General features: G+C 63.9%; 10 protein-coding genes. 7 read left to right on the top strand and 3 right to left on the bottom strand.

Going from position 1 to position 13,068, the window contains the following annotated elements:
* The first annotated feature begins 15 nt into the window (after positions 1–15).
* The 3 genes from LJ737_RS16115 (at position 16) to LJ737_RS16105 (ending at position 2,542) form a co-directional block, all read left to right on the top strand.
* A complete protein-coding gene (locus LJ737_RS16115) occupies positions 16–915 on the top strand; it encodes a ChaN family lipoprotein (RefSeq protein WP_227767553.1) in 900 nt (299 codons plus the stop codon).
* A gap of 221 nt (positions 916–1,136) precedes the next feature.
* Positions 1,137–1,775, top strand: a complete 639-nt coding sequence (locus tag LJ737_RS16110) for a hypothetical protein (RefSeq protein WP_227767552.1) — start codon at positions 1,137–1,139, stop codon at positions 1,773–1,775.
* Positions 1,776–1,819: 44 nt separating this feature from the next.
* Positions 1,820–2,542 carry a YqjF family protein gene (locus tag LJ737_RS16105; protein WP_227767549.1) on the top strand — a complete coding sequence of 241 codons (723 nt, stop codon included), beginning with the start codon at positions 1,820–1,822 and terminating at the stop codon, positions 2,540–2,542.
* Positions 2,543–2,652: 110 nt separating this feature from the next.
* Here LJ737_RS16105 and LJ737_RS16100 read toward each other — a convergent pair whose 3' ends face one another.
* A complete protein-coding gene (locus LJ737_RS16100; RefSeq protein ID WP_227767548.1) occupies positions 2,653–3,009 on the bottom strand; it encodes a HesB/IscA family protein in 357 nt (118 codons plus the stop codon).
* 228 nt (positions 3,010–3,237) lie between these two features.
* On the opposite strand from LJ737_RS16100, the gene LJ737_RS16095 reads away from it, so the two are divergent.
* Entirely contained in the window at positions 3,238–3,771 is a 534-nt protein-coding gene (locus LJ737_RS16095) for a DUF7935 family protein (RefSeq protein ID WP_227767545.1), read from the top strand.
* Positions 3,772–4,058: 287 nt separating this feature from the next.
* Here the strand turns inward: LJ737_RS16095 and bshA are convergent, their stop codons facing one another.
* Together bshA and LJ737_RS16085 are read right to left on the bottom strand one after the other, a co-directional pair.
* Positions 4,059–5,198 carry an N-acetyl-alpha-D-glucosaminyl L-malate synthase BshA gene (gene bshA, locus LJ737_RS16090; RefSeq protein WP_227767543.1) on the bottom strand — a complete coding sequence of 380 codons (1,140 nt, stop codon included), beginning with the start codon at positions 5,196–5,198 and terminating at the stop codon, positions 4,059–4,061.
* Between the two features lie 278 nt (positions 5,199–5,476).
* Positions 5,477–8,452: a serine hydrolase domain-containing protein gene (locus LJ737_RS16085; protein ID WP_227767541.1), complete on the bottom strand. Its 2,976-nt coding sequence runs from the start codon at positions 8,450–8,452 to the stop codon at positions 5,477–5,479.
* A 583-nt stretch (positions 8,453–9,035) separates the two neighbouring features.
* Here LJ737_RS16085 and mutL point away from each other — a divergent pair.
* The 3 genes from mutL to LJ737_RS16070 all read left to right on the top strand — a co-directional run bounded on the left by mutL (position 9,036) and on the right by LJ737_RS16070 (position 13,060).
* The gene (gene mutL, locus LJ737_RS16080) at positions 9,036–11,120 is read left to right on the top strand and encodes a DNA mismatch repair endonuclease MutL (protein WP_227767539.1); all 2,085 of its coding nucleotides are present in this window, start codon (positions 9,036–9,038) and stop codon (positions 11,118–11,120) included.
* A 244-nt stretch (positions 11,121–11,364) separates the two neighbouring features.
* On the top strand, positions 11,365–12,156 hold the full coding sequence (locus LJ737_RS16075; RefSeq protein ID WP_227767537.1) for a rhomboid family intramembrane serine protease: 792 nt from the start codon (positions 11,365–11,367) through the stop codon (positions 12,154–12,156).
* Positions 12,157–12,172: 16 nt separating this feature from the next.
* Positions 12,173–13,060 (top strand): rhomboid family intramembrane serine protease, encoded by an 888-nt coding sequence (locus LJ737_RS16070; protein ID WP_227767535.1) that lies wholly within the window; start codon positions 12,173–12,175, stop codon positions 13,058–13,060.
* Positions 13,061–13,068: the final 8 nt, after the last annotated feature.

The following is a 13,068-nucleotide window of genomic DNA, read 5'->3' as shown; positions in this document are numbered from 1 at the left end:
GCCTATCTTTGGTTTATGCGTACCCTGCTTGCCGTCGTTTTCGCCCTGCTGACTTCCATGCCCGCCCTTGCCGCCCCGCCCGCGCTGCCCGCCGACGACGAGCGGCCCGCCTACCACCTCTTCACCGCCGACGGCAAACCCGTCAGCTTCGGCAAGATGGCCAAGGAGCTGGCGGCGGCCGAGGTGGTGCTCTTCGGCGAGCAGCACAACGACCCTATTGCGCACTGGCTCGAGCTGCAGGTGGCCCGGGAGCTGGCCCAGCGCAAGGCCGGGCAAGTGGTGCTGGGCCTGGAAATGTTTGAGCGCGACGTGCAGCCCTTGGTGGAGCAGTACAACGTGGGCGAGCTGGACGCCAAGGCCTTCGAGGAGCAGAGCCGCCCCTGGCCCAACTACGCCACCGACTACAAGCCCCTACTGGAGCTGGCCCGGCAGCAGAAACTGCGCGTGGTGGGCACCAACGTGCCGCGCCGCTACGCCCAGCAGGTGGCCAAAGGCTCCCTGACCGCCCTCGACGCCTTGCCCGCCGCCGAAAAAGCCTGGCTGGCCCCGCTGCCCATCCGCGTCAACTACGAGCTGCCCGGCTACAAGGGCATGGCCCAGATGTTCGGCGGCGACGCCAGCCACGCCGCCGGCGTGCAGAACATCATCCAGGCCCAGGCGCTGAAGGACGCCACCATGGCCCATTTCATCCGCCAGAGCCGGCAGCCCGGCCAGCTGCTGCTGCACGTCAACGGCAGCTACCACTCCGACAACCACGACGGCATCGTGTGGTACCTGCGCCAGGCCGAGCCCGGGCTGCGCATCCTCACCATCAGTACCGTCACGCAGGAGCAGCTCGGCAAGCTGGACAAAGAGAACCTGAAGAAGGCCGATTACGTGCTGGTGGTGCCCAGCGACATGACCAAGACCTACTAGTCAGCCGGTTCCTCTTATTTGAGGGGCCTTCCCAAGCAACGCTTAAGCAATTCACGTTGCGGCTGCATGCCAGCGCGGCGTTTGGGCACGCGGGATGACGTCACGGGGCCGAAACAGTTTTCTGGCCTTGGGCCACGAAATACCCGTGCGCCGCCCGCTAGTGCCAACCGACGGAATGCCGCCGGGAATGAGCGTATCTTCCCACTGACCTTAATTTGCCCATGATTTCAACCCAGAACTACGCCGCTCTGCCCGACGCCGCTGCCCTGCAGCAACTCTGCAAGGCCATGGCCGTGCTCGACGCCATCAACTCCCCCGACTGGGACTACCGCTACCACTCCTACGACCTGGCCTGGGGCGAGGACGAGGCCGTGTTTCAGCTCAACACCGGCGAGGGCGACGAAATGCTCATCCTGTTCCGCCCCGAGGGCTGCTGCATCAACGGCTACGTGGACACCTACGCCCAGCCCGACAAGGCGGCCGTCACGCGCGGGCTGCCCGCGGCCTTCGAAGAATTCGTGTTCGGAGAACCGGTGGCGTCCATCGGCACCACGTTCTGCCTGTGGTACACGCCCGAGCAGGGCTGGCAAACCGGCGTGGTCGACGAAAACGCCGACGACGGCTCGGAAGAAATGCTCTACCTGCTCGACGCCCGCCCCGAATCCTACGCCGAATGGGCCAACGAGTATTTTGTGGAAGACACCGGCCGCCCGCTCATCGATGTAGCCGACGTGGCCCGGGTGTACCGCGGCGAAACCCTGACCCGCGAGGTGGTGCAGCGCCTCAACGAAGAACTCGACGACTGGACGCAGCTGGAAACCGACCTGCAGGAAATCGGCTACCCCTACAACTTTAGCTAGAACCGCGGCCAACCCGTCGGCGCTCAACCTGGTTGCTGCTTCATATGCCTACTACCTTCCTGACCGCCGAATGGCGCAACCTGCTCATGGCCAACTACGCCGTGGACCCCGCCGCGCTTCGGCCGTTGTTGCCCTACGGCACCGAGCTGGACGACTGGTACGGCACCCACTACGCGAGCATGGTGGGCTTTATGTTTGAGCACACCCGGGTGCGGGGCTTCAGCGTGCCCTGGCACCGGCACTTCGAGGAAGTTAACCTACGCTTCTACGTGCGCCACCGCGACCCGCAGCACGGCTGGCGGCGCGGGGTGGTGTTCGTGAAGGAAATCGTGCCGCGGGCCATGATTGCGGCCGTGGCCAATACCTTCTACGGGGAGAAATACCTGGCCCTGCCCATGCGGCACCACTGGCGGCCGGTGGGGGAGGGACGGCTCGACGTGGACTATGGCTGGCAGGTGGGCGGCCGCTGGAACTACCTGCAGGCCACCGTGGAACAGGCCTCGGCGCCCATTGCCGCGGGCAGCGAGGCCGAATTCATCACCGAGCACTACTGGGGCTACACCCGCCTGGGCGAGCGGCGCACCGGGCAGTACGAGGTGGTGCACCCGCGCTGGAATGCCCACCACGTGCTCGAGTACCAGATGCACTGCAGCGTGGCGCAGCTCTACGGCGAAGCCTTCGTCGACGCGCTCAGCCAGGCGCCGAAATCGGTGTTCATGGCCGACGGCTCGGCCGTGAAGGTGATGGGCGGGGAGCGGATCGGTTAGGCCGGCTTAGCGCCCCGCCCGCTTACCCGTTGGAAACCACCCGGACGCAAAAAGCCCCGGTAACTTCGGAGTTACCGGGGCTTTTTTGTGGGGCCGAGGCCCGCGCGAAACTACGCCGAGAACGACGAGCCGCAGCCGCAGGTGCTCTTGGCTTGGGGGTTGTTGAAGATGAAGCCGCGGGCGTTCAGGCCGTCCTGGAAGTCGACTTCCATGCCCATCACGTACATCGCGTGCTTCTTGTCCATGATCAGCTTGACGCCGTCGAGGTCGAAGGTTTCGTCTTGCTCCTTGGCCTTGTCGAAGCCGAGCAGGTAGCTCAGGCCCGAGCAGCCGCCGCCCTGCACGCCCACGCGCAGGCCGTATTCGGCCGGGACGTTCTTCTCGCGCAGAATGTTTCTTACTTCCTCCAGGGCACGGGGCGTGAGTGCGATGGGGGCCAATTTGGTGGAAGCCGTGGCAGTTGCCATAGTTGAAAAAGAAGTTGCGTAGAGTCTCCGTTTGGAAGGGCTTGGCGGCCCGGACGACAAAGATACTGCCCGGTGGCCATTCGCCGTATCATTCCCGTAACAGTAGCTCCGCGCGTCCGGTTCACGTATATCTTTGCCGGCCGCACGGAGTTGGGGGTATTACCCGTTCGCGCGGCTTTTGTTTAATTCCCGCGTGGCCGCTCCCGCCGGCCCGCCTTACGTCTCCGCATGGATTCCGCTTTGCTCATCGACCTGCTCAAAATCACCCTGCCGGCCCTCATCGTGGCTGGCACCGTTTACTACCTCCTCCAGCAGTACCTCAACAAGGAGCAGCAGCGCCGCCTCATCGAACTGCGCCTGGAAAGCTCCAAAACCACTCTGCCGTTGCGTTTGCAGGCCTACGAGCGGGTCATTCTGCTGCTGGAGCGCATCACGCCCAACAACTTGCTGGTGCGCCTGAGCTCCGCCGGCCAAACGGCGCCCGAGTACCACCGCCTGCTCATTCAGGAAATCCGCGCCGAGTACGAGCACAACCTGTCTCAGCAGCTTTACATGAGCCCCGAAGCCTGGGCGCAGGTGCGCCAGGCCAAGGAAAGCATCGTCACGCTCATCAACAAAGCCTACCAAACCCTGCCCAACCAGCAACAGGCCCGCGGCACCGAGCTGGCCAAGCGCGTGCTCGAAAGCCTGCTCACCGACGAAGCCGACCCGACCACTGCGGCCATCGAAACCGTGAAGCGCGAGGCCGTAGGGTTGTTTTAGCCCTGACTTTAGCTTGCGGCAACGGCCGCGCTGGCCGTCAGTGCGAGAAGGCACGACATTCCGCGCATTAAGCGGCGTCAACCCTTCTTCTCGCGGCACGCCGCCACAGCTGGTAGAAACCAAAATTTGCTCAAAACGAAACGGCCCCGCCCGAAACCAAGTGACGCTGGTTAGGGCGGGGCCGTTTTCGGGTAGTAGGTGTTGTTGCGTTTCTACTGCTAGAGGAAAGATTGCCGCGCTTCGCTCGCACTGACGGCCAGCGCGGCTGGCGCTGGGCGTTGAGCTATTTACGCCTCGGCCATGACCGCGTCGATGGCGCGCTGGTAGCAGGCCTCGTAGCGCGGCACAATCTTGTCGACGGCAAACTCTTCGGCGCGGGCGCGGGCCGCGGCCTTGAAGCGCGGCAGATTCGCGTCGTCGAGCACGGTGAGGGCGTTTTTGACCATTTCGGCCACGTCGCCCACGTTGCTCACAAAGCCGGTGACGCCGTCCACGTTCAGCTCCGGGATGCCGCCCGCGTTGGTGCTGATGACGGGCACTTCGCAGGACATGGCCTCCAGGGCGGCCAAGCCGAAGCTTTCCTTTTCCGAGGGCATCAGAAACAGATCCGATACGCTCAATACTTCTTCCACCGCTTCCAGCTTGCCCAGGAAGCGCACGTCGTAGCTGCCTAGCCCCAGTTCCCGGCACAGCTTCTCGATGCGCGGGCGGTCGGGCCCGTCGCCGACGAGCAGCAGCTTGGCCGGCATCTGCTGGCGCACCCCGTCGAAGATGCGCACCACGTCCTCCACACGCTTGACGGAGCGGAAGTTGGAGGTGTGGATGAGCAGCTTCTCGCCGTCGGGGGCAATGGCGGCGCGGAAATGCTCCTTGGGCTGCTTTTTGAAGCGCTCTAGGTTGATGAAGTTCGGAATGACTTCGATGTCTTTCTCGACGGCGAAGTACTCGTAAGTTTCTTTTTTCAGATCCGCCGACACCGACGTGACGGCGTCCGACTGGTTGATGCTGAACGTGACGACCGGCTCAAACGAGGCGTCTTTGCCCACCAGCGTGATGTCGGTGCCGTGCAGGGTGGTGATGACCGGGATATTGATGCCCTTGGTGCGCAGAATCTGCTTGGCCATGTAGGCCGCCGAGGCGTGCGGAATGGCGTAGTGCACGTGGAGCACGTCCAGCTTCTCGTTCTGCACGATGTCGACCATCTTGGAGGCCAGCGCCAGCTCGTAGGGCGGGAACTGGAACAGCGGGTACGACGGCACGAATACCTCGTGGTAGAACAGGTTTTCGTTGACGAAGCTGAGCCGCACCGGCTGGCTGTAGGTGATGAAGTGGACGCGGTGCCCTTTTTCCGCCAGGGCTTTGCCTAGCTCGGTGGCCACGACGCCCGAGCCGCCGAAGGTGGGATAACAGACAATGCCAATGTTCATACGGGTGGGGCGGCTGGAGAGGAGGGAGGAGAATTTGCAGCTAAACCAGACAACGGGCAGCAAGTTGGCGAAACCGCGAAAAATCTGCCGGGCTTAATAGCTACGTAATCCGGCGGCGGGGTGGATAGGAATGGCTGGCGTTCGGGGTTAACGCGGGCTATTGCCTAAACAAGAACGCCCCGTCCTGGTCAGGGACGGGGCGTCGGTCAAGGGGTTGCTTGTTCCACACCACATAGAAAGGCTTCCCCTCAAGTCAACCAATGGCGGTTCGCGGTAGCTTAGTTCTTGGCCTGCGCAGCGTCGGTCTGGAGTGATTTGTAAATCACGTCGTGGATGCGCGTGCGGATGTTGTACTGGCGCAGCTTGTTGTTGCCCGCGTCGGGGTATACGCGGTTCGAGAGGAACACGTAGAGGATCTTGTTGTCCGGGTCCATCCACACGCAAGTGCCGGTGAAGCCGGTGTGGCCGAACGTAGCCGCCGGCGAAAGGTTGCTGGTCGGGCCCTCCGGCTTCGACGGGTCGCCGTGGTCCCAGCCGAGGCCGCGGCGGTTGGTAGCACTTTGCTGGCGGGCAAACTCGGCCACCACCGGCGTCGCGAAGAAGCGCCGTCCGCCGTAGCGGCCGTTCTGCAGGTTCATCTGCATCAGGATGGCCAGGTCGTTGGCGTTCGAGAACAGCCCGGCGTGGCCGGCAATGCCGCCCATCAGGGCCGCTGCTTGGTCGTGCACGGTGCCCTGCAGCTGCGCGTGGCGGAAATACGTGTCATTCTCGGTGGGCGCGATGCACGACTTCGGAAACCGCTGCAGCGGGTTATAGGTCATCGTGTTCAGGCCCAGCGGCGCGTAGAAATTCTGCTGCAGGAAAGCTTCCAGCGGCTGGTTCAGCGTCTTTTCCGCGAGGCGCTTCAGAATGATGAAGCTCAAATCGGAGTACTCGGTGGGGTAGCTGCCCTTGATCTTGGGCAACAAGGAGCTGCGCTTGATCCACGTCCACACCGAGTCTTCGGCGGTGCGGGCCACGTAGGTGCCGGGAATAACCTCGCGCTGGAAGTCGTCGGTCTGGGCGCTGGCGTAGAAGGTCGGCTTCAGTCCGCCGGTGCGCGTCACCGTCCGCTCCCAAGTCGGGATGCCCGCTTTCAGGCCGGCCTGGTGCAGCAGCACCTCGCGCACGGTCATGTCCTTCTTGTTGGTGCCCTTCAGGTCGGTCAGGTAGTCCGAGACCTTGTTGTCGAGGTTGAGCTTGCCCTCGTCCTTGAGCCACATGATGGCCTGCAGGGTGCCCGCTACCTTCGATACCGAGGCCAGGTCGTAAATCGTCTCGTCCGTTATCGGCTGCGACTTGTCGTAGGTGGCGTAGCCGTAGCTTTTGTCGAACACCACGGCGCCGTCCTTGGCCACGAGCACCTGGCAGCCGGGGGTGGCGGCGTAGGCAATGGCTTCGGTAGCAATGTTGTCGATTTGGGCCAGCACTTTGGAGTCCATGCCCACGGCTTCGGGCGAGGCGTAGCGCAGGCGGCGGAAGTCCGGCGTGGGCAGACCGGTGCCGGCCAGCAGCTTTTCGGTCACCGTCACGGGCAGGCGGCCTTTGGCCGGCAGCGCCCCGAAGAGCACCTGCGGCACCACCGCCTGCGACACGTAGTTGTCCTCGTAGCCGCACACCAGAGTGCGGGCGTCTTCCACGTACTTGAGGGCGTAGGAATTGCCCATCACCACCACCACGGTTTTCTGGTTCGGGTTGGCCTGCAACTGCTTGATAAACTTGAGCGCCCCGTCGCCCAACCCGTAATTGTGCGCAGGCGTGTTGTTCATGTTGTGCAGGCTCACCACCACCGTGTTGTAGCCGCCGAGCTTGCCGAGCAGCCGCGTAAACGTGGAATCCGGCGCGTAGCGGTTCGTCACGGCGTAGGTGGAGCAGGGCATGTAGCGCTGCATGGTGGCCGCAAACTCGTTGTCATTCGGCGCGCCGATGGTAATCGAGGCCAGCTTGAGCGTGTCGAGGTGGGCGAAGGGCAGCAAGTCGTCCTCGTTTCTGACGACGGTGGTGGCGTGCTCGTAGATGCCCTGCTGCACCACCCGGCTCAGCGGGCGGTTCAGGTTGGTCATCAGGTTGGGCACGTCCACTGGCTTGAGGCGATTCAGGCCCGCCCAGTACTTAGCACGCAGAATCTTGCGCACCCGGTAGTCGATGTCTTCCTGGGAAATCTTGTTGTCGGCAATCAGCTGCTTGATTTTCTGGATGGCCATGGGCACGTCCTCCGAAAACAGCAGCACGTCGTTGCCCGCCAGCAGGGCCAGCGCATCCAGCTCCCCGGGCTTGTAAAGGTTCGACACGCTCTTCATGTTGAGCGCGTCGGTGAACACGAGGCCGCGGTAGTCCATCTTTTCCTTCAGCAGCCCCGTCACAAGGTTGCGCGAAATAGTGGCCGACTGCGTGCGCACCGTGTCGAACAGCGGCATGTAGAGGTGGCCCACCATCACGCCCATTACCCCGGCCTCGAAGGACTTCTGGAAGGGATAGAGGTCCACGTTGGTGAGCCGGGCCATGTCGGTATTGATGACCGGCAGGGCAATGTGCGAGTCGATGTCGGTGTCGCCGTGGCCGGGGAAGTGCTTGGCAACGGCAATGACGCCGTGGTCCTGCAGACCGCGGATGTAGTTGAGACCGAACTTGGTGACTTGCTCCTTGTCTTCGCCGAAGGAGCGGTTGCCGATAACCGGGTTGTTCGGGTTGGAGTTGACGTCCATTACCGGCGAAAAGCTGACTTGCACGCCGAGGGTGCGCAGCTTCAGGGCAATTTCGCGGCCCATTTGGTACACCAGCTGCGGATCGTCCATGGCGCCCAGCGTCATCTGCTTGGCGAAGTGCATGCTGGAGTCGAGGCGCATGTTCAGGCCCCACTCCGCGTCCATGGCAATGAGCAGCGGGGTGCGGGCAGCAGCTTGGTAGCGGTTGGTCAGAATGGCCTGCCGGCGCGGGCCGCCCTGCAGGAACATCAGCCCGCCGATGTTGTACTCGCGGACCAGGAACTCGGTGTAGTTGACGTGCTTCGGCGTCTTATTCGAGTACGCGGCTACCATGAACAACTGCCCCAGCCGGTGGTCCGGCGAGAGGGAGTTGAACACCGAATCAACCCAGTGCTGCTCGGCTACAGTAGCCGGGCGCAGCCCGTCCCTCGATGGCGCCGAAGACGACACGATCAGACCCGTTATGGCCACTATCAGCAGTACCAGTCCAATCCGAATATCCTTGCCCATTGGCCTCTGAATCGTGTCGCGTATGGTGAAGTTGGTCAGGTCCGCTTTCTGCGCCGACGCCCTTCAGCGGGGCCGAAGCCACGGGGAAGGGCGCTAGCACGCGGGGCGGAAATAACCGGCCGAAGCCCGGAAGACGGCGGCCGGCTCTGCCACGGGCAAAAGCCCGCAAGCAGAAGCTGACCACAAACTTACGCATTATTTCCCGCGCGGGATTGGTGCAAAGCTCATTACCAGTACAGTCGGCGCCGTGTACGGGTTCCGCCCGCCGGCAGGTTCCGGAAATGTTCGAAGCTGGTTATAGGCAAAGTGCTATGTAGCGCTGGGTTGCATTCCGCCCGGCGAGACGAACGTACCAGCCCGTCATGTCGAGCTTGTCGAGACATCTCGCGTGCTGACGCCCAAGAGCAATTTCAAAGGAGAAATTACTATCCAGCGAGACGTCTCGGCTGCGCTCGACCTGACGTTCTTCTTGGCCTAGCTGCGCCCGCCATTCGTGCCTATATAGCAGCAAGGCCCGGCCGGCTGCCGTACCTTTGCTCCGCTTGAAAACAAACGCCGCCGCCCCGGCGGTTCGTGTGCTGCTATGTCCGATATCATTCAACTGCTACCCGAATACCTGGCCAACCAGATTGCCGCCGGCGAGGTCGTCCAACGCCCGGCGTCGGTGGTGAAGGAGCTACTGGAAAACGCCGTCGACGCGGGAGCTACTCAGATACAGCTCATTGTGAAAGATGCCGGCAAGCAATTGGTGCAGGTCGTCGACAACGGCTCGGGCATGTCGGCCACCGACGCGCGCATGAGCCTGGAGCGCCACGCCACCAGCAAAATTCGCACGACCGAGGACCTGTTTCAGATTCGCACCCTCGGCTTCCGCGGCGAGGCACTGGCCAGCATTGCCGCCGTGGCCCAGGTGGAAATCAAAACCAAGCTGCGCCAGCAAGACACTGGCACCCAGCTGCTGGTGGAAGGCTCGCAGGTGGTGCGCCAGCAGCCCACCGCCGCCCCCGACGGCACCAGCATCAGCGTCAAGAACCTGTTCTACAACGTACCCGCCCGCCGCAACTTCCTCAAGAGCAACGCGGTGGAAATGCGCCACATCCTCGACGAGTTTCAGCACGTGGCCCTGTCGAAGTCCGGTGTGAGCTTTTCGCTGTACCAGAACGATTTGGAAGTCTTCAACCTGCCCGCCGGCAAGCTCAGCCAGCGCGTGGTGCAGCTGCTCGGCAATTCCTACAAGGAGCAGCTGGCGTTGGTGGAGGAAGTCACGCCGTTCATTTCCGTGAAAGGCTACATCGGCAAGCCGGCCTCGGCCAAGAAAAGCCGCGGCGACCAGTTTTTCTTCGTCAACGGCCGCTTTATCCGCTCGGCCTACCTCAACCACGCCGTGCTGGCCGCCTACGAGGGCCTGCTGCCCAAGGAAACGCACCCGTTCTACGTGCTTTTTCTTGAACTGGACCCCAAGGCCATCGACATCAACGTGCACCCCACGAAGACGGAAATCAAGTTCGAAGACGAGAAAACCGTGTACGCCATCGTGCGCGCCGCCGTGAAGCAGGCGCTGGGGCTGCACAACATGGCGCCCTCGCTCGACTTTGAAAGCGACGTGAACTTTGCCCCGCTGGCTGGCCTGCGCACCAGCGCCCGTTCCGACTTCGACGACAACCCCGGCACCGACCGCGCCGACCTGCTCGACCGCGGCCGCGAGGGCGGCGCGCTGGCCGCGGCTATGGCGGCGGCCGCCACGCCGGTCCGCCCCGCCCGCGGGGAAGGCTCCAGCCGCCCGGCCGCCGACGAAAAGCCGCTCACCCCGCGCCCCACCGAGCAGGCCCGGCGCGCCCTCGAAGACTTCTACCGCTCCCTGAGTCAGCCTGGTGCCCTCGACGACCTCGAAGCCGAAGCGCCCGACGCCAAGCCCGAGCCGCTGCCCGCCCTCCCCATCATGCCCGCTGCCACGGCCGGCTTCGAAATCGACCTGGGGGCCGCCGCTACGGTGCCGGCCCTGCCCACGGCGCCCCCGGTAGCCGCGGCCCCGGCGCCCGCGCCGGAGCTGCCGCTCACCCACGCCGGCTCCGCTGCTTCGGCCGGCGCCGAGGCCGCCGTGCCGGGGCGGCGCGCCGTGCAGGTGCAGCAGTACGTATTGGTGCCGGTCAAGTCGGGCCTGATGCTCATCGACCACGTGGCGGCGCGGGAGCGGATTCTCTACGAGCAGTACCAGCGCAACAGCAGCCAGGAAACCAGCACCGCGCAGACCCTGCTGTTTCCGCGCACCGTGTCCTTCACGCCCGCCGATTTTGCTGTGCTGCGCGAAGTCACCGCCGAGCTGCACGCGCTGGGCTTCCACTTCGAGGAATTCGGTCCGAACACCATCGTGGTGCAGGGCCTGCCCGCCGACGTGCCGCACCGTAGCAACGAAAAAGAGCTGCTAGAGGGCCTGCTGGAGCAGTTTCGCGTGCCCGGCGGCCGCGCCCGCCTCGACCGCCGCGAGCAGCTGGCCCGGGCCCTGGCGCGGCGCGTGGCCGCCGGAGTGCCCGCCCGCCTCAGCGAGCTGGAAATGACGGCCCTGGTCGACCGGCTCTTCGCCTGCGAAACCCCCGGCTACACCCCCGACGGCCAACGCACGCTGGTGATGCTGGAGCTGGATCAGCTGCAGGCCTTCTTCGCCCGCTAAGCGCCGCGCAACCGAGCCGGCACGCTTGTTCCTCGGCGGGGAAGCAGCGGCCCGGACCCGGGCCGCGACAATAGCTGGCAGCGGGCAGCCGGCGGGGCCGCAACCGGCCAAACCCGCGGCGGCGCTTGGGCCGTAAGGCTTACCTTCGTCGTTGGGGCCGCTGCCCCGGCCGGCCCCGGTGCCGGCCGGGCTGCCGCGGAGCATCCGCGGCTTTTTCCCTGAACCCAGCTTTACTCAGCGGCTTATGTTCCAATTCACGCCCATGGTGCGCAACCTCATTCTCGTCAACGTGGGGATGATGTTTTTGGTCGGGGTTATGCCGCAACTGCTGGAGATGCTGGCGCTGTTTCCGTTCATCTCGGAGCGCTACCGGCCCTACCAGCACGTCACGTACATGTTCCTGCACAGCGGGCTGGGGCACATTTTCTCCAACATGCTGGCCCTGGTGGTGTTCGGGCCGATGCTGGAGAAGCATTGGGGCGCGCAGCGCTTCCTCGCTTTTTGGCTGATTTGCGGGGTGGGAGCGGGGTTCCTGTACGCGAGCGTGCGGCACTACGAGCTCAACCGCATGCACCAGGACGTGGAAGCCTTTGTGGCTGCCCCCTCGGGCGTGGGCTACGCCGATTTCTACGAGCACAACCTGCCCGGCGCCCAGGGCTACACCACGGTAGCCCGCGCCATCCAGCAGCACCCCGACGACCAGCGCCTGATTGAGTCGGCCAAGGCCCAGCTGCGGGCCATGTACGACGACAGCGTCAACTCCCCGTACGCGGGCATGGTGGGGGCGTCCGGAGCCGTATTCGCCATTCTGTTTGCTTTTGGCTACCTTTTCCCCAATACCGAGCTGGTCCTCTTCCCGTTGCCGGTGCCCATCAAGGCCAAATACCTCGTATTCCTGTACGGGGCGCTGGAATTGTACAAAGGCACCCACCCGGTTCCCGGCGACAACGTGGCCCACTTCGCCCACCTCGGCGGAATGTTGTTCGGTTTCCTGCTGTTGAAATACTGGGAACGGAACAGCACGCGCCCCTACTAATCCCACCCCGCCCCTCATGAGCATTCTTGCCGATATCCGGTCCACTTTCAGCCGCCGCGACAACGCCCTCAACCAGCTGTTGGTTATCAACGTGCTGGTGTTCGTGGCGCTGAACCTGTTGCGGGCGGTCTTTTACCTGGCCACCGGCAATTCCTTTGGGCACATGCTGGTGCTGGAGTGGCTGGCGGTGCCTTCCGCGCCGCTGACCTTCCTGGTGCGCCCCTGGACGCTGCTGACGTATAGCTTCACGCAGTTTTCCTTTTTTCACATCCTCTTCAACCTGCTGAACCTGTACTGGTTCGGCACGCTCGTGCGCGAGTACCTCGGCGACCGACGCCTGATCAGCCTCTACGTGCTGGGGGCCGTTGCCGGCGCGGCCTGCTACCTGGCCTGCTACAATCTGCTGCCCGCCATGCGGCACCAGTCGGCCATGCTCTACGGGGCGTCGGCCAGCGTCACGGCCATCATCGTGGCCGCCGCCACCTTGCTGCCCGATTACACCTTCAACCTGATTTTTATCGGGCCGGTCCGCATCAAGTACATTGCCGCTGTGGTGGTGGTCGTTTCCATTGCCGGCATCAGCGGCGACAACACCGGTGGGCAGCTGGCCCACCTGGGCGGGGCGTTGCTCGGCTTCGTGTACATCCGGCAGCTGCAGCGCGGCCGCGACCTGGGCCGGCCCATCATTGCCATGGGCGAGTGGGTGAATGCGCTGCTGCACGGCCGGCCGCGCCTGCGCGTGTCGCACCGCAGCGCCCAGGCCGCCCCAAACGGCAAGCGCGGCCCGCTGGCCCAGCCCGCCCAGGAGGAAATCGACCGGATTCTGGAAAAGATTTCGCGTTCGGGCTACGAAAGCCTCTCGAAAGAGGAAAAGCAGAAGCTCTTCAAAGCCAGCCAGCAGTAACCCCAACG

It is taken from the genome of Hymenobacter sp. 15J16-1T3B, assembly GCF_020711235.1.
Taxonomy (GTDB): Bacteria; Bacteroidota; Bacteroidia; order Cytophagales; family Hymenobacteraceae; genus Solirubrum.
The sequence above is the reverse complement of the archived record's forward strand: the minus strand, read 5'-3'. Positions and strand labels throughout refer to the sequence as shown.

Excerpts from the sequence above, each read along its gene's own strand:
- LJ737_RS16115 (WP_227767553.1), top strand. The coding sequence starts at position 16 with ATGCGTACCCTGCTTGCCGTCGTTTTCGCCCTGCTGACTTCCATGCCC.
- LJ737_RS16110 (WP_227767552.1), top strand. The coding sequence starts at position 1,137 with ATGATTTCAACCCAGAACTACGCCGCTCTGCCCGACGCCGCTGCCCTG.
- LJ737_RS16105 (WP_227767549.1), top strand. The coding sequence starts at position 1,820 with ATGCCTACTACCTTCCTGACCGCCGAATGGCGCAACCTGCTCATGGCC.
- LJ737_RS16100 (WP_227767548.1), bottom strand. The coding sequence starts at position 3,009 with ATGGCAACTGCCACGGCTTCCACCAAATTGGCCCCCATCGCACTCACG.
- LJ737_RS16095 (WP_227767545.1), top strand. The coding sequence starts at position 3,238 with ATGGATTCCGCTTTGCTCATCGACCTGCTCAAAATCACCCTGCCGGCC.
- bshA (WP_227767543.1), bottom strand. The coding sequence starts at position 5,198 with ATGAACATTGGCATTGTCTGTTATCCCACCTTCGGCGGCTCGGGCGTC.
- LJ737_RS16085 (WP_227767541.1), bottom strand. The coding sequence starts at position 8,452 with ATGGGCAAGGATATTCGGATTGGACTGGTACTGCTGATAGTGGCCATA.
- mutL (WP_227767539.1), top strand. The coding sequence starts at position 9,036 with ATGTCCGATATCATTCAACTGCTACCCGAATACCTGGCCAACCAGATT.
- LJ737_RS16075 (WP_227767537.1), top strand. The coding sequence starts at position 11,365 with ATGTTCCAATTCACGCCCATGGTGCGCAACCTCATTCTCGTCAACGTG.
- LJ737_RS16070 (WP_227767535.1), top strand. The coding sequence starts at position 12,173 with ATGAGCATTCTTGCCGATATCCGGTCCACTTTCAGCCGCCGCGACAAC.